General features: G+C 65.3%; 19 protein-coding genes, 1 rRNA gene and 1 pseudogene. 20 read left to right on the forward strand and 1 reads right to left on the reverse strand.

All coding sequences use genetic code 11. The annotated features are described in order from the left end of the window. The 19 genes from rrf to ACSU1L_RS00095 form a co-directional block, all read left to right on the forward strand. Positions 1 to 73: ribosomal RNA gene (rrf, locus tag ACSU1L_RS00005) — 5S ribosomal RNA — on the forward strand; the annotation flags it as partial. An 88-nt stretch (positions 74 to 161) separates the two neighbouring features. Next, positions 162 to 680: a hypothetical protein gene (locus tag ACSU1L_RS00010; RefSeq protein ID WP_439254164.1), complete on the forward strand. Its 519-nt coding sequence runs from the start codon at positions 162 to 164 to the stop codon at positions 678 to 680. A gap of 50 nt (positions 681 to 730) precedes the next feature. Continuing rightward, positions 731 to 1,378: a hypothetical protein gene (locus ACSU1L_RS00015; protein WP_439254165.1), complete on the forward strand. Its 648-nt coding sequence runs from the start codon at positions 731 to 733 to the stop codon at positions 1,376 to 1,378. Then, positions 1,379 to 2,410 carry an HAD-IIA family hydrolase gene (locus ACSU1L_RS00020; protein WP_439254166.1) on the forward strand — a complete coding sequence of 344 codons (1,032 nt, stop codon included), beginning with the start codon at positions 1,379 to 1,381 and terminating at the stop codon, positions 2,408 to 2,410. It abuts the gene before it with no gap. Positions 2,411 to 2,455: 45 nt separating this feature from the next. Next, complete coding sequence (locus ACSU1L_RS00025) at positions 2,456 to 2,638, forward strand: hypothetical protein (RefSeq protein ID WP_438255248.1); 183 nt, start codon at positions 2,456 to 2,458, stop codon at positions 2,636 to 2,638. Then, the gene (locus tag ACSU1L_RS00030; RefSeq protein WP_439254167.1) at positions 2,635 to 3,432 is read left to right on the forward strand and encodes a TlyA family RNA methyltransferase; all 798 of its coding nucleotides are present in this window, start codon (positions 2,635 to 2,637) and stop codon (positions 3,430 to 3,432) included. The genes ACSU1L_RS00025 and ACSU1L_RS00030 overlap by 4 nt, the downstream gene beginning before the upstream one ends. Beyond that, a complete protein-coding gene (locus tag ACSU1L_RS00035) occupies positions 3,429 to 4,352 on the forward strand; it encodes an NAD kinase (RefSeq protein ID WP_439254168.1) in 924 nt (307 codons plus the stop codon). Before ACSU1L_RS00030 ends, ACSU1L_RS00035 begins: the two co-directional genes overlap by 4 nt. Beyond that, positions 4,349 to 6,031: a DNA repair protein RecN gene (gene recN / locus ACSU1L_RS00040; RefSeq protein ID WP_439254169.1), complete on the forward strand. Its 1,683-nt coding sequence runs from the start codon at positions 4,349 to 4,351 to the stop codon at positions 6,029 to 6,031. The genes ACSU1L_RS00035 and recN overlap by 4 nt, the downstream gene beginning before the upstream one ends. Before the next feature lie 26 nt (positions 6,032 to 6,057). Further along, a complete protein-coding gene (locus tag ACSU1L_RS00045) occupies positions 6,058 to 7,752 on the forward strand; it encodes a CTP synthase (protein ID WP_438255450.1) in 1,695 nt (564 codons plus the stop codon). Then, positions 7,745 to 8,347 carry an NUDIX domain-containing protein gene (locus ACSU1L_RS00050; RefSeq protein ID WP_439254171.1) on the forward strand — a complete coding sequence of 201 codons (603 nt, stop codon included), beginning with the start codon at positions 7,745 to 7,747 and terminating at the stop codon, positions 8,345 to 8,347. The genes ACSU1L_RS00045 and ACSU1L_RS00050 overlap by 8 nt, the downstream gene beginning before the upstream one ends. A gap of 2 nt (positions 8,348 to 8,349) precedes the next feature. Then, positions 8,350 to 9,252 carry a site-specific tyrosine recombinase XerD gene (xerD, locus tag ACSU1L_RS00055; RefSeq protein WP_438255254.1) on the forward strand — a complete coding sequence of 301 codons (903 nt, stop codon included), beginning with the start codon at positions 8,350 to 8,352 and terminating at the stop codon, positions 9,250 to 9,252. A 232-nt stretch (positions 9,253 to 9,484) separates the two neighbouring features. Beyond that, positions 9,485 to 10,318, forward strand: coding sequence for a ParA family protein (locus ACSU1L_RS00060; RefSeq protein ID WP_438255451.1), 834 nt, complete (start codon positions 9,485 to 9,487; stop codon positions 10,316 to 10,318). Further along, entirely contained in the window at positions 10,302 to 11,111 is an 810-nt protein-coding gene (locus tag ACSU1L_RS00065; protein ID WP_439254172.1) for a segregation and condensation protein A, read from the forward strand. The genes ACSU1L_RS00060 and ACSU1L_RS00065 overlap by 17 nt, the downstream gene beginning before the upstream one ends. Further along, positions 11,101 to 11,709 carry an SMC-Scp complex subunit ScpB gene (scpB, locus tag ACSU1L_RS00070; protein ID WP_439254173.1) on the forward strand — a complete coding sequence of 203 codons (609 nt, stop codon included), beginning with the start codon at positions 11,101 to 11,103 and terminating at the stop codon, positions 11,707 to 11,709. The genes ACSU1L_RS00065 and scpB overlap by 11 nt, the downstream gene beginning before the upstream one ends. Further along, the gene (locus ACSU1L_RS00075) at positions 11,706 to 12,548 is read left to right on the forward strand and encodes a pseudouridine synthase (RefSeq protein WP_438255257.1); all 843 of its coding nucleotides are present in this window, start codon (positions 11,706 to 11,708) and stop codon (positions 12,546 to 12,548) included. The genes scpB and ACSU1L_RS00075 overlap by 4 nt, the downstream gene beginning before the upstream one ends. Further along, entirely contained in the window at positions 12,545 to 13,669 is a 1,125-nt protein-coding gene (locus ACSU1L_RS00080; protein ID WP_439254175.1) for a prephenate dehydrogenase, read from the forward strand. The genes ACSU1L_RS00075 and ACSU1L_RS00080 overlap by 4 nt, the downstream gene beginning before the upstream one ends. Continuing rightward, complete coding sequence (gene cmk, locus ACSU1L_RS00085) at positions 13,662 to 14,396, forward strand: (d)CMP kinase (RefSeq protein ID WP_439254176.1); 735 nt, start codon at positions 13,662 to 13,664, stop codon at positions 14,394 to 14,396. The genes ACSU1L_RS00080 and cmk overlap by 8 nt, the downstream gene beginning before the upstream one ends. After that, positions 14,386 to 15,906 carry a ribosome biogenesis GTPase Der gene (gene der / locus ACSU1L_RS00090; protein ID WP_439254177.1) on the forward strand — a complete coding sequence of 507 codons (1,521 nt, stop codon included), beginning with the start codon at positions 14,386 to 14,388 and terminating at the stop codon, positions 15,904 to 15,906. The genes cmk and der overlap by 11 nt, the downstream gene beginning before the upstream one ends. Before the next feature lie 108 nt (positions 15,907 to 16,014). Then, a complete protein-coding gene (locus tag ACSU1L_RS00095; protein WP_439254178.1) occupies positions 16,015 to 17,088 on the forward strand; it encodes a Glu/Leu/Phe/Val dehydrogenase dimerization domain-containing protein in 1,074 nt (357 codons plus the stop codon). Positions 17,089 to 17,109: 21 nt separating this feature from the next. Here ACSU1L_RS00095 and ACSU1L_RS00100 read toward each other — a convergent pair whose 3' ends face one another. Continuing rightward, the gene (locus ACSU1L_RS00100; protein WP_439254179.1) at positions 17,110 to 17,667 is read right to left on the reverse strand and encodes a nucleosidase; all 558 of its coding nucleotides are present in this window, start codon (positions 17,665 to 17,667) and stop codon (positions 17,110 to 17,112) included. Positions 17,668 to 17,747: 80 nt separating this feature from the next. Here ACSU1L_RS00100 and ACSU1L_RS00105 point away from each other — a divergent pair. Beyond that, positions 17,748 to 18,239 (forward strand): annotated as a pseudogene (locus ACSU1L_RS00105) (NUDIX domain-containing protein); the annotation flags it as partial. Between the last annotated feature and the right edge of the window lie 5 nt (positions 18,240 to 18,244).

Consider the following 18,244-nt stretch of genomic DNA (forward strand, 5'->3'; position numbering starts at 1 on the left):
CCCGGAAGCTAAGCCTCATAGCGCCGATGGTACTGCAGGGGGGACCCTGTGGGAGAGTAGGACACCGCCGAACTTCTTTTAGACAAAATGGCCACCCAACGCTGGGTGGCCATTTTGCGTTTTACAGGAAGTTGAGAGAATCAGGATCATGCCGAACGAGGATGAGCGTCGCCCACGACGCGATGAAAGCTCCAGTCCCAGACGCGACGACCGTCAGGGGCGCCCACGATCCGATCGCTCAACTGCTGCTGGCAAGTCCGGCGCACCGCGCCGTGATGGTGCTGCTCCTCGTCGTGAGGGCGGTTACCAGTCGCGTGATGGTGGTGCTCCGCGCCGTGATGGTGGTGCACCTCGTCGCGATGGTGCTGCTCCTCGTCGTGAGGGCGGTTATCAGTCGCGTGATGGTGCGCCTCGTCGTGATGGTGCTGCACCTCGTCGTGAGGGCGGTTACCAGTCGCGTGATGGTGCGCCTCGTCGTGATGGTGCTGCGCCTCGTCGTGAAGGCGGTTACCAGTCGCGTGACGGTGCGCCCCGTCGCGAGGGTGGCTACCAGGGTCGTGACGGCGGATCACGCCGCGATGACCGGCCCGCTGGTCGGGGCTTCCCGCAGCGCGGGGGAACGGGACGCGACCGTCCGGATCGCCAGTCGGATGACCGTCCGCGGCACGATGATCCACTGATTCCAGAAGACGTCGGTGCCGACGCATTGCACGCCTCCGCGCGTAACGAGTTGAAGACTCTGAGCAAGGAGAACGCAGAGCAGGTCGCGCGACACCTGGCGATGGCCGCTCGTCTCATCGATGAAGACCCCGCTCTGGCGCACGAGCACGCTCTGGCGGCATCCCGTCGTGCCGGCCGTATCGCCATCGTCCGCGAGTCGCTGGCGATCACCGCCTACTCAATCGGCGACTTCGCACTCGCGCTGCGCGAACTGCGCACCTACCGCCGGATTTCAGGCAAAGACGATCAGATCGCTCTGATGGTGGACAGCGAACGCGGCATCGGCCGCGCAGACCGCGCGCTGGAGACCGGACGCGCCGTCGATCGTTCGAAGTTGGCAACTCCTGTTCGCGTCGCACTTGCGATCGCGATGTCAGGTGCGCGACTCGACCAGGGCGAGCTCGAGCTCGCGCTCGGCGAGCTGCAGATTCCGGAACTCGACCCGGACCGTGCTTTCGAATTCAGCCCTGCTCTCTTCAGCGCGCATGCCGCCGTACTCGAAGATCTGGGACGCGATGACGAGGCTGCTTTCTGGGCAGAGCGCGCTGAGGTCGCATCTGACGCACTCGGCCTGAGTGGCGATGACGAAGAAGAAATCATCATCGAAGACGGCCTGATCGAGGAAGAAGACGGTCCGACTGAAGAAGGGGCATCCTGAGTGGCGTTTTTCTCCAAGTCTCGCCCGACTCCGCTGGACGGTGTCGACGTTGTGCTGGCTGATCTCGATGGCGTCGTCTACGCCGGCCCTGGCGCACTCCCATACGCGGTTGAGAGCCTGAACACCGCAGCTGAGACCCGTCGCATCGGCTACATCACCAACAACGCGTCTCGCACTGATGTCTCAGTTGCCGAACACCTCACCTCGCTCGGACTGACTGTTGTGGCCAACGATGTCGTGACCAGTCCGCAGGCAGCCATGCGTCTGCTCCAGACGATGGTTCCCGCTCCTGCAACCCTGCTGATCGTTGGGGGAGAGGGCCTTGTCGTCGAAGCGGAGAAGGCCGGCTACTCGGTCACCCGCAGCGCAGAGGACGCGCCGGATGCCGTCGTTCAGGGCTTCGCGCCCGACGTGGCCTGGACTGACCTCGCCGAGGCGGCATTCGCGCTCAAGCTACCGGAAGAAGAGGGTGGCATTCCCTGGATCGCCACCAACAGCGACTGGACCATTCCGCGAGAGCGCGGCGTTGCACCGGGCAACGGAACTCTGGTTTCCGCAGTTCACACGGCGATCGGCCGCCTCGCCACAGTGGCCGGCAAACCGGAAGTTCCCATCTTCGAAGAAGCTCTGGCCCGCTTCGGCGCAGCAAAGTCGCTTTTCATCGGTGACCGCCTCGACACCGATATCCTCGGTGCCGCACGCGCCGGAATTGATTCGGCGCTGGTGCTGACCGGTATCGACCGGCCAAAGCATGTGCTGGCAGCGCCCGAGGGCTCGCGTCCCACCTTCATCCTCAGTGATCTGCGCGAACTGCATGAGCCGTACCCGCAGACCCAGCGTAAGGACGGCGTGGTCACGGTGAACGGGGCATCCGTTCGCGTCACCGGCGGCGACGTCGAGATCCTCGCCGAGGGCAAGCGCCAGATCGATCTCGTGCGTGCTGGTGCGACGGCGATCTGGGACTCCGGAACGCCGGTGTTCGTGCTTCGCGTGCCGGAGAAACTCTACGAAGACCCGTTCCATCGTCCGTGAGTGCGCCGCATCGACCATGTCGGTAGTGGCACGTACAGTGGAACTGTGAGCGATGAAGATAGGGCTGCGCCGACCGACGGCCTCTGGAGCAGATTGCGCCTGATCGAGGGCCAGCCCCTTGCCGCGCGCGCCGATGCCTATACGACGCTCCACGACGAACTTTTCCGACGTCTGGAGAGCGGCACCAAGCTCGACTCTCGAGAGAAGCATTCGTCGGGAGCGAAGTGACTCGTCTCGACGCCGCTCTGGCCGCTCGAGGTCTGGCGCGCTCTCGAACCCATGCCGCCACGCTGATTGCGGCAGGCCTGGTACGCGTCGATGGTCGACAGATCATCAAGCCCTCCGCAACGGTGGGCGAATCATCCCGAATCGACGTCGCCGAAACTGATCACTATGTCAGCCGCGGGGCACACAAACTCGTGGCTGCTCTGGATGCCTTCGACGTCAAGGCGACCGGTCGGCTCGCCCTGGACATGGGGGCATCCACCGGTGGATTCACCCAGGTTCTGCGCGAGCGCGGCGCGCGCAAGGTGCTCGCTGTCGATGTGGGGCATGGGCAACTCGCCGCCTCAGTCTCCGAAGACCCGGACGTGGTCAATGTCGAAGGCTTCAACGTCCGCTACATGACGGCTGCAAGCCTGGCCGAAGCCACCGGCGAAGCCGAAGCCCCGGACCTGATCGTGGGCGATCTTTCTTTCATCTCACTCGAGCTGATTCTCCCGGCTGCCACGGCGGTTGCTGCGCCGACTGCGGACATCGTCGTGCTCGTGAAGCCGCAGTTCGAGGTCGGGCGCACAGCCGTCAGGGGCGGATTGGTCACTGATCCGGCCACGCGTGCGGATGCTGTTGCCCGCGTCGTCTGGCACGGCTGGGATGCTGGTCTCGGCATGTTGGGGATCGTCGCCTCGCCGATTCTCGGCACGCATGGCAACGCGGAGTTCCTCATCCACATGGCGCCCGGACGCGGCAGCAATCCGACAGAATGGACGGGACGCATCGACGAGCTGGCAGGAGGACGATGAACGAGCGCAATATCCTGGTTGTCGCCCATGCCGGCCGGGAAGACACCGTCGCAGCAGCCCGTCGTGTCATCGACCTGTTGCGCAGCGCCGGCGCACGGCCTGTGCTGGCAGTCGATGATCGTACTGAACTTTCCGCCGTTGATCAGATCTTCGCCGACGTCGACACGTTGGGCGATGTCGTCGCTGTGGACGATCTCGAGTTGGCCATCGTCTTGGGCGGTGACGGCACCATCCTGCGTGCCGCTGAGCTGGTTCGCGGCACCCGCAGCGCCCCCGTGCTCGGCATCAACATGGGGCACGTCGGCTTCCTCGCCGAGATCGAACGGGATGCCATGGATGACGCCGTGCACCGTGTTATCGCCCGCGATTACGACGTCGAAGAGCGTCTTGCTCTGGCCGTTCGCGTGAAGGATGCTCAGGGAGAGGTCGTCTTCGAGACGTGGGCGCTAAACGAGGCGACGGTCGAAAAGGCGAGTCGCGAGCGCATGATCGAGGTCGTCCTCGAAATTGATGGTCGGCCGCTGTCGAGCTACGGCTGCGACGGCATGGTCATCTCCACTCCCACCGGTTCCACGGCATATAACTTCTCGGCGGGCGGCCCTGTGATCTGGCCCGGCGTAGAAGCGATCTCCGTAATCCCGCTGTCCGCGCACGCCCTGTTCGCGCGCCCGCTCGTCGTGAGCCCGGATGCCTCGGTCGCCATCGAGATGCTCGAACGCACCGATGGCACCGGCATTCTGTGGTGCGACGGGCGTCGTTCGCATGAGCTTCCTCCCGGAGCGCGTGTTGTCGTGCGTCGATCGTCTCGTCCGGTGCGTCTGGCACGCCTTCATCCGGCCGCGTTCACTGACCGCCTCGTACGCAAGTTCCAGCTGCCAGTGGCCGGCTGGCGTGGGCAGAGCGGCGGAGCGCAGACGTGATCGAAGAGATGCGGATGCAGGGGCTCGGAGTCATCGCCGACGCGGTACTGCCTCTCGGCCCGGGGTTCACCGCGATCACCGGTGAAACCGGAGCCGGAAAGACCATGGTCGTCACTGGGCTCGGACTGCTGCTGGGCCAGCGCGCCGACTCCGGTGCCGTGCGCGCAGGATCAGCGCAGGCATCGGCGGCCGGTGTCTGGATCGTGCCGACGACAGGGGCTGTCGCCGATATCGTGGCGGATGCCGGCGGCGAACTGGAACCCATCGATGCGAACCGCAGTGAGCTGTATGTCTCGCGCACGCTCAGCGCCGAGGGGCGCAGCCGGGCGAGTGTCGGCGGACGGGCGGCGCCGGCCAGCGTTTTGTCAGCACTGGCCGATGAACTGGTGGTCGTGCACGGGCAGTCCGAGCAGCTTCGCCTGCGATCAACGGCAGCGCAACGAGACGCTCTTGATCGCTTCGGCGGAGCACCCATCGCTACTGCTGTGGCGGCGTATGCGGAGGCGTTCACGCGGTGGCGTGATCTGAACTCGGAGATCATCGAGATCACCGAGAACAGTGACCGACGCGCTGAAGAAGCGGGCCGGCTGCGTGAGGCGCTGGAGCTGATCGAGGCGACTGCGCCGGAGGCAGGCGAGGACACAGCTCTCGCCGAGCGGGCCGAGCGGCTCGCCAACGCTGAAGAGCTGCGGCTCGCGGCATCCCTTGCGCGCAACGCGCTCTCGAGCGAAGAAGACGAACCAGACGCCGCGGAGCTGCTGGCTGAAGCGCGCCGCAACCTCGAGAGGGCTGCCGACACCACGCTCAGCGAGATTGCCGAGGGCATCGCCGATGTCGGCTACCGGGTGACAGATCTCGCGCTGCAGCTCTCCGCGTACCTCGCCGACCTCGACGAGACCGGGCCGCACGAGCTCGCGGCGGTCGAAGAACGGCGCGCGGCGCTCACGGCACTCATCCGCACGCACGGGTCGTTGGACGAAGCGCTGGAGCTCTGGGAGAGCGGATCCACACGACTGGCCGAGCTTGACGACGACGGCGACCGCCTGGAACGACTGCACGAAGAGCGCGACGCCGCACGTGTGCGACTGGATGATGCCGCTACCCGGTTGACGAAGGCTCGGACAGAAGCGGCCACGCGCCTCGGCGCCGCGGTCACCGAAGAGTTGCATGCGCTGGCAATGCCGGATGCGCGCCTCGAGGTTGAGGTGCGTGCGGGAACGGAAACTGCCAGTGGCCGCGATGATGTGGCGATTCTGCTTGCACCCCACCCTGGTGCTGAACCGCGGTCAGTCGCCAAGAGTGCGTCCGGCGGAGAGCTGTCGCGCGTGATGCTCGCCATCGAGGTTGTCATCGCCGGAACCGACCCCGTCCCCACCTTCGTGTTCGACGAGGTGGATGCCGGAATCGGTGGTGCCGCTGCGATCGAGGTTGGGCGGCGACTCGCCCGGCTTGCAGAGACTTCTCAAGTGATTGCTGTGACGCACCTCGCTCAGGTCGCAGCCTTCGCCTCGAACCACCTCACCGTCGTGAAAGCTCATGATGGTGCCGTAACCGCGTCCAGTGTCCGCCGTTTGGAGGGGAACGAGCGCGAAGAGGAGATGGCACGACTGCTCTCCGGACTCGCCGATTCCGACGCAGCCCTCACCCATGCCCGAGAACTTCTCAGCCTTCCGGTCTGAGCTAACTGTTAGGATTGAAGCCCGTGATGAACTCTTCTGATGCGGGGCCCAAAAACGACACGACCAAACACATTTTTGTGACTGGCGGTGTCGTTTCATCTTTGGGCAAGGGGCTCACAGCAGCCAGCCTGGGAAACCTTCTCACCGCGCGCGGTCTGCGCGTGGTCATGCAGAAGCTCGACCCCTATCTGAACGTCGATCCCGGCACGATGAACCCGTTCCAACACGGTGAGGTCTTCGTCACCGACGACGGCGCCGAGACGGACCTCGACATCGGCCACTACGAGCGCTTCCTCGACATCAACCTGTCGCAGGCGGCCAACGTCACCACAGGTCAGATCTACTCGCAGGTGATCGCCAGGGAGCGCCGTGGGGAGTACCTCGGCGACACCGTGCAGGTTATTCCGCACATCACCGACGAGATCAAGCGCCGGATGCGTCTGCAGGCCGACGAGACGCCGAAGCCTGACGTCATCATCACCGAGGTCGGCGGCACCGTCGGTGACATCGAGTCGCAGCCATTCCTCGAGGCAGCGCGCCAGCTGCGCCACGAACTCGGTCGAGACAGCGTGTTCTTCGTGCACGTTTCGCTCGTGCCGTTCATGGGGGCTTCGGGGGAGCAGAAGACCAAGCCGACACAGCACTCGGTCGCAGCCCTTCGCCAGGTCGGCATCCAGCCCGACGCGCTCGTGCTGCGCAGCGACCGACCCGTCAGCGAGAGCAATCGCAACAAGATCGCGCTCATGTGCGATGTCGACGTCGAAGGTGTGATCAACACCGTCGATCTGCCCAGCATCTACGACATTCCCTCGACCCTCAACGACCAGGGCCTTGACTCATACATCGCGCGCCGGCTCGGACTCGACGCCAAGGCGAACGAAGTCGACTGGTCGCGCTGGCAGAAGGTGCTGCACGCTGTGCACAACCCCAAACACGAGGTGACGATCGGTCTTGTCGGCAAGTACATCGACCTGCCCGACGCCTACCTCTCGGTGACCGAGGCGCTGAAGGCTGGCGGATTCGCGCAGGAGACCAAGGTCAACATCCGCTGGATCCCCTCCGACTCCTGCGAGACGCCGGAAGGCGCGGAGAAGGCGCTCGGCGACCTGGACGGCATCTGCGTTCCCGGCGGCTTCGGCATCCGCGGCATCGAGGGCAAGCTCGGCGCACTGAAGTTCGCGCGCGAACAGGGCATTCCGACTCTTGGCCTGTGCCTGGGTCTTCAGTGCATGGTCATCGAGTACGCACGCAATGTGGCCGGTATCGCCGGAGCATCCTCCACCGAGTTCGACCCTGAGACGGCGGAGCCGGTCATCGCGACCATGGCCGAGCAGGTCGACATCATCGATGGCGGCGACCTGGGCGGCACCATGCGGCTCGGGCTGTACCAGGCGGCATTGGCCGAAGGCTCGTTGGCGGCTGAGGTCTACGGTTCGACGGAGATCTCCGAGCGCCACCGCCACCGCTACGAGGTCAACAACGCCTACCGTGCGCGCATCGCGGATGCTGGGCTCGTGTTCTCGGGTCTGAACCCCGAGCTCGATCTCGTCGAGTTCGCGGAGTTGCCGCGCGACGTGCACCCCTACTACATCGCAACGCAGGCGCATCCTGAGTTGCGTTCGCGTCCGACGACCCCGCACCCGTTGTTCCGCGGTCTGATCGGTGCTGCCATCGAGCGCCACCGCTCCAGCGAGCTCTTCGACGTGGAGTCCGATGCCTGAGTCTTCGGCTGCTCTGCTCGTCGAGATGCCTGAGGCCGGCCTGCGCGACGAACCTTTTGAGCCCGCGGCCGTCAACAGTGATGTCGTCTACAAGGGCTGGGTGTGGGATGTCCGATCTGATCGCCTTGCCTACGGTGATGGTGAGATCACCCGCGAGTACGTCGATCATCCCGGCGCGGTCGCTGTGCTCGCGCTCGACGACGACGGCCGGGTGCTGCTGATCCAGCAGTACCGGCATCCGATCCGCCACCGTGACTGGGAACTGCCTGCGGGGCTGCTTGATATCGCGGGGGAAGAGCCGATGGTCGCGGCCCAGCGCGAGCTGGCCGAGGAAGCCGATATCGTCGCCCGACACTGGGAGCTGCTGGTGTCGACGTGGACGACGCCGGGCGGCAACAACGAGATGATTCACATCTATCTCGCCACCGGCATCGACTCGGCAGCGGCCGTTTACGAGCGATCCGATGAAGAAGCTGACATCCGGGTGGAGTGGGTGGCGCTGTCTGACGTCGTCGACGGCGTGCTTGCCGGGCGTTTGCACAACGGCATCCTTTCCATCGGCGCGCTCGCGGCCGAGCGGAGACTGCGGAGCTAGTCGTGCTGATCGACCGCGCGATCGATGCGTACCTCCGACACGTCACGATCGAGCGCGGGCTGTCCGAGCACACCGTCGGCGCGTACCGCCGAGATCTGGCTGTGTACCTGGCCTGGTTGACAGATGTTGGGGTCAACGACACGTCAGCGGTGACAGGGGCCATCATCGGCCGCTTCATCGCCGACCGTTCGGCCATGGTGCCGCGTCCTGCCGCGACAAGCCTGGCGCGGCTGCAGTCGTCGGTACGGGGGCTGCACCGTTTTCTCGTGCGCGAGGGAATCGAGCTCGAAGACCCCAGTGGCAGGCTTCGACCGCCCAAGGCTCCGCAACGTCTGCCGAAGGCGCTTTCGATCGACCAGGTCGAGCGGCTGCTGGCGGCACCGTCTGCTGAGGAACCGATCGGCATTCGCGACCGTGCTCTGCTCGAGTTGCTCTACGCGACCGGTGCACGCGTATCGGAGGCAGTGAGCCTCGATGTCGACGACCTCGCCCATGGTGACGTGCTGCGTCTTCGCGGCAAAGGCTCCAAGGAGCGCATCGTGCCGCTCGGCTCGTTTGCGCGGAATGCCGTGGATGCCTACCTCACGCGGGTGCGGCCGGCCCTCGCAGCTAAGGGCCAGGCATCAGCACGGCTGTTCCTCGGCGCACGCGGAGCGCCGCTTTCACGTCAGAGTGCCTGGCTGGTGATCCGTGCGGCGGCCGAGGCCTCGCACATCACCGCCGAAGTATCACCGCACACGCTCCGCCACTCGTTCGCGACCCATCTGCTGCAGGGCGGCGCAGATGTGCGCGTGGTGCAGGAACTGCTGGGCCATGCATCCGTCGCAACGACCCAGATCTACACCCATGTGTCGGTGGACACGCTGCGTGACATCTACGCGACCTCGCATCCGCGGGCGCGTTAGTTGCGAGTGGCCGCGCGTGGCTCACTTTCTCGTCCAGAAGGAGCCACAACTACCCACTCGCAAGCCGGGATCAATCGGGGATCAAGCGGGGATCTGGGGGAGAGCGGGGCGGCGCGGAAGACAACGGGCAGTCAATCGGTAGAATCGAGCAAGCACGAAGGAAGCAGGAGATTCGGTGGCTCAGAACGTGGCGAAGTCCAAGGGTAAGACGTCGAACGCTGGCGGCACCCTGATGGGACCCACCGGGCGTCCGTATAACGGCTTCGACATCCCGGCCCCGTTGGAGTCCCATGGTCCGGCGCGAATCATCGCGCTGTGCAACCAGAAGGGCGGAGTCGGCAAGACCACGACAACGATCAACCTGGCAGCATCCCTCGCTGAGTACGGTCGCAAGGTGCTCGCCGTCGACTTCGACCCGCAGGGTGCGCTCTCGGCCGGCCTCGGGATTCCCACGCACGACGTGCCCACAATCTACGACCTGCTGCTGGACACCAAGCGCGATGCGCGCGATGTCATCGTGAAGTCTTCCGTCGACGGGCTCGACGTGATGCCCGCGAACATCGACCTGTCTGCCGCTGAGGTGCACCTGGTCAACGAGGTTGCGCGTGAGACGATCCTCGCCCGCGTGCTGCGTCAGGTCTCCAGTGAATACGACGTCATCCTCATCGACTGCCAGCCCTCGCTCGGCCTGCTCACCGTCAACGCGCTCACGGCCAGCCACGGTGTGCTGATTCCGTTGGAGTGCGAGTTCTTCGCGCTGCGTGGTGTGGCTCTGCTCATCGAGACCATCGAGAAGGTTCGTGATCGGCTCAACCCGGCCATTCAGCTCGACGGGCTGCTTGCGACCATGTACGACGCACGCACGTTGCACTCCCGTGAGGTGCTGGAACGGGTCGTCGAGACATTCGGCGATGACGTGCTGGAAACTGTGATCGGACGCACGGTGAAGTTTCCTGACGCATCGGTATCGGGTGTTCCGATCACCGAGTTCGCGCCAGAGCATGCCGCCGCCCAGGCGTACTTGCGACTGGCCCGGGAGCTGGTCGCCCGTGGCGCCGTCGCCTAGCGAAGAACCTGTCGAAGGGTTCCGCGTCTCCCTGTCGAATTTCGACGGCCCGTTCGACCTTCTCCTGAATCTCATCTCCAAGCATGAGATGGACATCACCGAGGTCTCGCTGAGCGCGGTCACCAATGAGTTCATCACGTACCTCGGCGCGCTTGAATCGGACGAGGAGCTGGATCAGGCATCCGAATTCCTCGTCGTTGCCGCCACCCTGCTGGATATGAAGGTGGCGGGCCTGCTGCCTCAGGGTGAACTCGTCGATGCCGAAGCCGTTGCGCTGCTGGAAGCGCGAGATCTGCTGTTCGCGCGACTGCTGCAGTACCGGGCCTTCAAAGAGGTATCGACCTGGTTCTCCCGTTGTCTGCAACGAGAGGATCGGCGCCACTCGCGCGCCGTGCGCCTCGACGAGAAGCACCGCAAGCAGACGCCGGAGCTGGTGTGGACACTGAGCGTGGACGATTTCGCGGCGCTCGCGCTGCTCGCCTTTGCGCCGAAAGACATCCCCAGTGTCGGGCTCGACCACCTGCACGCGCCGCTGGTCAGCATTCGAGAGCAGGCCGCCATCGTGGTGACTCTGCTGCGCAACACCGAGTCCCTCACCTTCCGTGAGCTGGTCTCCGGAACGACCGAGCCAGGAATCGTCGTCGCGCGGTTCATCTCCGTGCTTGAGCTCTACCGACACGCAGCCCTTTCCTTCGAACAGATCGAACCGCTCGGCGAGCTGACGCTGCGCTGGGCCGCCGATTCCTGGTCTGACGAGACACTTGCGAGCCTGGGGGCCGACTATGACCGATGACACTTCGACCAGCCCCGAGTCTGTCGACGAGGCAGTGCCGGTCTCACCACTCACCGAGAAACTCGAGGCGATTCTGCTGATCATCGATGAGCCTCTGGGACTCGTCGCTCTCGCGGCGGCCGTGGGCGCTCCGGTGCCGGCCGTGCGCCAGGCGATCGAAACGCTCGTCGACGACTACGACGGCAACGGGCAGGGACCGCGGCGAGGGTTCGAGCTGCGCGAGGTCGGTGGCGGATGGCGACTGTATGTTCGTGAGGACCACGACGCGCTTGTCGCCGAGTTCATCGGCGGGCAGGCGCCGGCCCGACTGTCGCAGGCCGCGCTGGAAACCCTGGCCGTGATCGCCTATAAGCAGCCGGTCACGCGTAGCCAGGTGGCATCCATTCGCGCTGTGAACGTCGATTCCGTCGTACGCACGCTTCTTGCCCGCGGGCTCATCACCGAACTGTTCGCTGATTCTGAGACCGGTGCGATCAACTATGGCACCACCGATGCGCTGTTACAGAACCTGGGTATCAACTCGATCGACGAGTTGCCCCCGATATCGCCGCTCCTCGATGACGGCGCTGATGGATTCGACGAAGGAAATATCCGATGAATGACTCGACACCCGACCCGTCCACAAGCCTCGGTGACGGAGCATTACCGGACGGCGTGCGCCTGCAGAAGGTCCTCGCGGCGGCAGGCGTGGCATCCCGTCGCGTGGTGGAGCAGTACATCGTCGAGGGCCGAATCCGCGTCAACGGCAAAGTCGTCGAAGAGTTGGGACGGCGGATCGACCCGGAGAACGACCTGGTCGACGTCGACGGCACCGCCATCCAACTCGATGTGTCGAAGCGCTACGTCATGCTGAACAAGCCCACCGGTGTCGTCAGCACGATGAAAGACGAGAACGGCCGCCCGGATCTGCGTCAGTACACGAAGGACTGGGAAGAGCGGCTGTACAACGTCGGACGGCTGGATGCTGAGACCAGTGGCCTGCTCATCCTCACGAACGATGGTGAACTCGCACATGTGCTCGCGCACCCCTCGTTCGGGGTCACCAAGGTCTATATCGCCAAGGTCGAGGGCACGGTCACAGCGCAGGTGATCGCGCAGCTGACCCGCGGGATCGAGCTCGAAGACGGCCCGATCAAGGCAGACAAGGCACGACTGCTGGACACGTCGACCGGCTCAGTGACCGGTCAAGCCGCCTCCAGCCTGGTAGAGCTCACCCTGCACTCGGGACGCAACCGCATCGTCCGCCGGATGCTCGCCGCTGTCGGGCATCCGGTCACTGAACTCGTCCGTCGCCAGTTCGGCCCGCTCCACCTGGGAACTCTCCCGGCGGGGAAGACCCGGGAACTGACTAAAATCGAACGTGGTGCGCTGTTGACTCTCTCGCGCCATGATTCCTCCTCGGACACCACGCCGGGAGACGCCCAGGAGAACGAGTGACCGAGACCGCCAGAACCCATGGCAGCAGCCGAGCGCTGCGGCTTTCGGGGACGGTGCGCATCGTCGGTGCCGGCCTTCTCGGGTCGAGTATCGGGCACGCGCTGACAGCCAAGGGTGTGGACGTCGTCCTGTCGGACACCTCGCCCGCGCAACTCCGCCTGGCGATTGACTACGGTGCGGGGCGTGCCGCTCGCGATGATGACGCGCCCGCTTTGATCGTGGTTTCCGTCCCGCCGGATGTCACAGCTGACGTCATCGAGGCGGAACTTGTTCGATTCCCGGATGCCGTGGTCACTGATGTCGCCAGCGTCAAACTGGAACCGTTCCGCCTGCTCAAGCAACGCGGTGTCGACATCACCCGCTACATCGGCTCGCATCCCCTTGCCGGACGCGAGCGCGGGGGAGCGATCTCCGCACGCGCGGACCTGTTCATCGGTCGCCCGTGGGTTGTCTGCCGTGACGAGGAAACCCGGGCTGCTGATCTCGCGCTCGTAGAGGCGCTCGCGCTCGACGTCGGAGCGATGCCGCTGGAGATGACTCCCGAAGAGCACGACCGTTCGGTGGCGCTCACCTCGCACGTGCCGCAGGTGGTTGCCAGTCTGCTGGCCGCACGACTTGCCACCGCCGACGAGGACGCCCTTCGTCTGGCAGGGCAGGGGGTGCGCGACACCACGCGGATCGCTGCTTCCGCGCCGGAGCTGTGGGTGCAGATCCTCGGCGCCAATGCGCAGCCGGTGGTCGAGGTTCTCGACGCGCTCGCCGCAGACCTGCGCACCGTGTCGGATGCGCTTCGCGAACCCGAGGCACCCGGTGCACGCCGCGCTGTGGCCGAGACGATCCGTCAGGGAAACGACGGCGTGGAGCGTCTGCCCGGCAAACATGGTCAGAATCGCCGGTTCGAGCAGTTGGTCGTCATGGTCGACGACACCCCGGGGCAGCTCGGGCGCCTGTTCGGTGAGCTCGGCGAGCTCGGAGTGAACGTAGAAGACCTGCGCCTGGAGCATTCGCCAGGCGCGCAGTTCGGCCTCGCTGAGATCAGCGTGGCCCCGGCTGCGCTGCTCGGCGCGATCGAAGGACTGCACACGCGCGGATGGCGAATTGCAGGAGCAACCAATGAGTGACCCTTCCATCCCCGCGCCACTGGCTGAGCCTGTCGAAGGGGTGGCCGGAGCGGGCAAGTTCATTGCCATCGACGGACCGGCAGGCTCTGGCAAGTCCAGTGTCTCCAAGGCTGTCGCCCGCGCGCGCAGCTACGGCTACCTCGACACCGGCTCTGCATACCGGGCGCTGGCCTGGCACGTCCTCGAGCGTGGTGCTGACACCGAGGATGCCGAAGCCGTTCTGGCCGCGGCATCCGAATTCGATCTTCGTCTCGGGCTTGACCCTGATGACCGCACCGTCGCTGTCGGCGATAACGACATCACGGCAGCGATCCGTGAGCCCCGCGTCTCCGGAGCAGTCAGCGGCGTCGCACGAGTTCCCGCGGTGCGCGAGCAGGTCAACATCTTCTTCCGTTCGCTGGTGGCGGCATCGCCCTACCCAGCGGTCGTCGTGGAAGGGCGCGATATCACCACGGTGGTCGCCCCGGACGCTGCGGTACGGATTCTTCTCACTGCCGCCCCCGAGGTGCGGGCGGCCAGACGAGCCGGTGAACTCGCCGGCGAGAATGCCGCTGCCGTTGCAGAAGCGCTGCACAAGCGCGATGCTTCGGACAGCGCCGTCGTCGACTTCCTGAACGCCGCAGATGGCGTTGAAGTCGTTGATTCGACGGACCTCGATTTCCCACAGACCATCGACGCCGTACTCGCGGTGATCGAACGAAAGCAAGGAGCGGAACATGGCCGCTGACGAATACGAGGGTGGTCCCGACCACCTCGCCGAGAAGATGGATGAGCTTGACGAACAGCTCGCCGAACAGCGTGCGGAGGCTCTGCGCGCCGGTCTCGCCGATTACGACCTGGACGAGGATGACGCCGCGCTGCTTGCCGGCCTTGCGCAGACCGAGGGCGGGGTCGAATTCCTTCCCGCACTTCCGGTCGTGGCGATCGTCGGACGTCCGAACGTCGGCAAGTCCGCGCTGGTGAACCGCATCCTCGGGCGCCGCGAAGCAGTCGTGGAAGACACCCCCGGTGTCACACGCGACCGCGTGACTTACAAGGGCGAATGGAACGACCGGCGCTTCTCGCTGGTCGACACCGGCGGGTGGGAGCCGGATGCCAAGGGCATCGACCGTTCGGTCGCAGCCCAGGCCGAGGTCGCGATCGACCTTTCGGACCTCGTGCTGTTCGTCGTCGACGCGATGGTGGGGGCCACCTCCACCGACGAACACGTCGTGAAGCTGCTGCGCAAGAGCGGCAAGACGGTGTTCCTCGTCGCCAACAAGATCGACGATGCCCGCCAGGAGCCGGAGATCGCCTCCCTGTGGAGCCTCGGTCTCGGCCAGCCGTACCCGACCTCGGCCGTGCACGGTCGAGGAGTCGCGGATCTGCTGGACGCCGTGCTTGAGAAGCTGCCGTCGATCTCGTCGGTCGCGAAGTACGAGATCGGCGGTCCCCGTCGCGTCGCGATCCTCGGGCGTCCGAACGTCGGCAAGTCGTCGCTGCTGAACAAGGCTGCCGGCGAAGACCGCGTCGTTGTCAACGAACTGGCCGGAACCACCCGTGATCCGGTGGATGAGGTCGTCGAACTCGGCGGAAAGCTGTGGCGCCTGATCGACACGGCCGGCATCCGTCGGCGAGTGCACCTGCAGCAGGGCGCTGACTTCTACGCTTCGCTGCGTACCTCGGCTGCGCTTGAGAAAGCGGAAGTCGCTGTCGTCGTGCTGGACGTTTCTGAGTCGCTCAGCGAGCAGGACGTGCGCATCATCGATCTCGTTCTTGAATCCGGACGCTCGCTCGTGCTGGCGTTCAACAAGTGGGATCGCCTGACCGACGACGACATGGAGAACCAGGACCGCCGCCGCTACCTGGAGCGTGAGATCGAGCAGGACCTCGCGCACGTTGCGTGGGCTCCGCGCGTGAACATCTCCGCGAAAACCGGTCGTCACCTCGACAAGCTCGTCCCGGCGCTGGAGACGGCGCTGGAGAACTGGGATCGCCGCATTCCCACCGGCAAGTTCAACGCGTTCCTGAGCGAACTGATCGCCGAGCACCCGCACCCGCTGCGCGGTGGCAAGCAGCCGCGCATCCTGTTCGGTACGCAGGCCGCGACGCGCCCGCCGACGTTCGTGCTGTTCACGACCGGGTTCCTCGACCCGGGTTACCGGCGCTTCATTCAGCGTCGACTGCGTGAGCTCTACGAGTTCGAGGGCACGCCGATCGTCATCAACATGCGCGTTCGGGAGAAGCGCCAGCGCTAGTCGCAGAAGGTTGCCTAACGGCTGACCGAGTGATGCAATAGAAGGTGGATGCTGCGACACAGCGGCATCCACCTTCTGCGCCCACAAGGCCCGTCGAAAGAGGTTGCAATGTCGCATACCCTGCCCCTGCCCGAGTTCGCCCACGAACGTGTGGAGGTGATCACCGGACGGCGCAGTGGCCTGCTCATTGCGGTAGCGCTGCACTCGTCGGTGCTCGGTTCTGCCCTTGGCGGTGCGAGGCTGTGGACGTACCCGCACTGGAGCGATGCTCTCGGTGACGCCCTGCGTCTTTCCGCAGCGATGACGTTGAAGAATGCGACGGCAGGGTTGGATGCTGGCGGCGGAAAGTCCGTCATCGGGCTGGAGCCCGGCACCGAGCTTGACGCGCAACGGCGTCGTGATGCGTTCCTCGATCTCGGCGACGCAGTGGAATCGATGGGCGGTCTGTACCGCACCGCCGAGGACGTTGGCTCGACCATGGACGACATGGCTGTTGTTGCTGAGCGCACGGCCCATGTCGTAGGACTTCCGGATGCTGCCGGTGGCTCGGGCGAACCGGCCGGGCCCACGAGCCTGGGCGTCTACGAATCATTGCGCGCTGTACTGGAGCGCACCACGGGTTCGGCGGACGTGGCTGGGCGCCGCATCACGATCTCCGGACTCGGCCAGGTTGGCGGACGCCTCGCCGTTCGGCTTTCGACCGAGGGGGCGGTGCTGACGGTCACCGACGTCAACTCCGCGCGTCAGCATTTGGCGGGCGAGCTGGGGGCGAAGTGGGTGGAGCCTGGCACTGAGCACCTTGTGCCGGCGGATGTGTTCGTGCCGGCCGGCATCGGCGGGCTGCTGACGGACGAGGTCATTGATGCCCTCGACACCGCCGCAGTCTGCGGGCCGGCGAACAATCCGCTTGCTTCGCACAGCGGTGCGGATCGGCTAGCTTCGCGCGGCATCCTGTACGCACCGGACTTCGTCGTCAACGCTGGCGGTGTGATCTATCTCGACCATGAGGCCAAGCAACTCGGCACGCGGGCTGAGATTATGGAGCGCGTCGCGCAGATCGGCGACACTGTCCGCACGATCCTCACCGATTCCGCAGAGCGTGGGATCACGCCCCTCGCGGCGGCGGAAGAGCTCGCGGCCGCACGTCTGCGCTCGGGGGCACCTACGCCCGCGCTGAGCTGATCGTCGCGGGGCTGGGGCCGCTCAGATGCCGTACTCGTCGCGAAGACGCTCGCGCAGCTGGTGGCTGCACGCGGTGACGGCCTCAGTCCAGGTGGTGTTCGCGTCATCCTGAGCGCGGTCGGAGACGGCCTTCCAAATGCGGATTGGTACGCCGAACTGCGCGGCGACCCACGCGTACGCGTACGACTCCATATCGACGAGGCGACCGCCCAGCGCCAGGATCAGCTGTACGGCATCGGCATCGTCGATGAAGCTGTCTCCGGTGGCGATGACCATGTCGCCGTCGCCGAGATCCATACGCTGCGGCATAGACACATGCTCGCCGCGGACGCCTTCTTCATTGATCACGTCGTGCTGGAACGTCCAGTTGATCTCGTGGACACCGGATGCGACGGACTCGTCGAGAGCACCGGCGGTGCCGAGCACGAGAATCTCGTCGTAGGTGCCGGCGTCGAGGGCGCGGGTGAGGGCAAAGGTGGCCTTGAGTTTGCCGGGTCCGGTCACGAGGCGTTCAAACCCGGGCAGATCTTCGGGGAAGGCGACGAGTTCGGAATCAAGGGCGGCGACGAGAAGCTTCACCCGACTATTCTCCCAGAGTTACGTTGCCGCTCGTGTCTGTCGCCGACCCAGAGGAGTGGATGCTGTGAAATGCTGAGGTAATGACGATCGTTCCTCCAGTTCCCGGTGAGCCGCGACGTCCGGATGGGCCGCGGGATCCGGGTGACGCCTGGGTTGTTGCGGCGACCGGGGAGAAGTACTGGGGGCGTTTCGGCGCAGCCGGTTTACTGGCGGTGGATGCCGAGCGCGGCATCCTGTTGCAGCACCGGGTCAGCTGGAGTCATTTCGGCGGCACCTGGGGGTTGCCCGGGGGAGCGTTGCACGAGGGCGAATCTGCGATCGACGGGGCGTTGCGTGAGGCGACGGAAGAAGCAGGTGTCCCCGTGGGGGCGGTTTCGCCACGGTTCACCAGTGTGCTCGATCTGAAGATCTGGTCGTATACGACGGTCGTCGCCGACGTGGTCAGGCCGTTCGAGCCGGTGATCAGCGACCCCGAGAGCGTGGCTCTGGAGTGGGTGCCTGTCGATGAGGTCACCGAGCGTCCACTGCATCCGGGGTTTGCCGATGCGTGGCCGAGCCTGCGCGAAAGGCTGGGCTG

It is taken from the genome of Microbacterium sp. A94 (assembly GCF_051842855.1).
Classification (GTDB): domain Bacteria; phylum Actinomycetota; class Actinomycetes; order Actinomycetales; family Microbacteriaceae; genus Microbacterium.

Excerpts from the sequence above, each read along its gene's own strand:
- ACSU1L_RS00010 (WP_439254164.1), top strand. The coding sequence starts at position 162 with ATGAGCGTCGCCCACGACGCGATGAAAGCTCCAGTCCCAGACGCGACG.
- ACSU1L_RS00035 (WP_439254168.1), top strand. The coding sequence starts at position 3,429 with ATGAACGAGCGCAATATCCTGGTTGTCGCCCATGCCGGCCGGGAAGAC.
- ACSU1L_RS00045 (WP_438255450.1), top strand. The coding sequence starts at position 6,058 with ATGAACTCTTCTGATGCGGGGCCCAAAAACGACACGACCAAACACATT.
- ACSU1L_RS00050 (WP_439254171.1), top strand. The coding sequence starts at position 7,745 with ATGCCTGAGTCTTCGGCTGCTCTGCTCGTCGAGATGCCTGAGGCCGGC.
- ACSU1L_RS00060 (WP_438255451.1), top strand. The coding sequence starts at position 9,485 with ATGGGACCCACCGGGCGTCCGTATAACGGCTTCGACATCCCGGCCCCG.
- scpB (WP_439254173.1), top strand. The coding sequence starts at position 11,101 with ATGACCGATGACACTTCGACCAGCCCCGAGTCTGTCGACGAGGCAGTG.
- ACSU1L_RS00075 (WP_438255257.1), top strand. The coding sequence starts at position 11,706 with ATGAATGACTCGACACCCGACCCGTCCACAAGCCTCGGTGACGGAGCA.
- cmk (WP_439254176.1), top strand. The coding sequence starts at position 13,662 with ATGAGTGACCCTTCCATCCCCGCGCCACTGGCTGAGCCTGTCGAAGGG.
- der (WP_439254177.1), top strand. The coding sequence starts at position 14,386 with ATGGCCGCTGACGAATACGAGGGTGGTCCCGACCACCTCGCCGAGAAG.
- ACSU1L_RS00095 (WP_439254178.1), top strand. The coding sequence starts at position 16,015 with ATGTCGCATACCCTGCCCCTGCCCGAGTTCGCCCACGAACGTGTGGAG.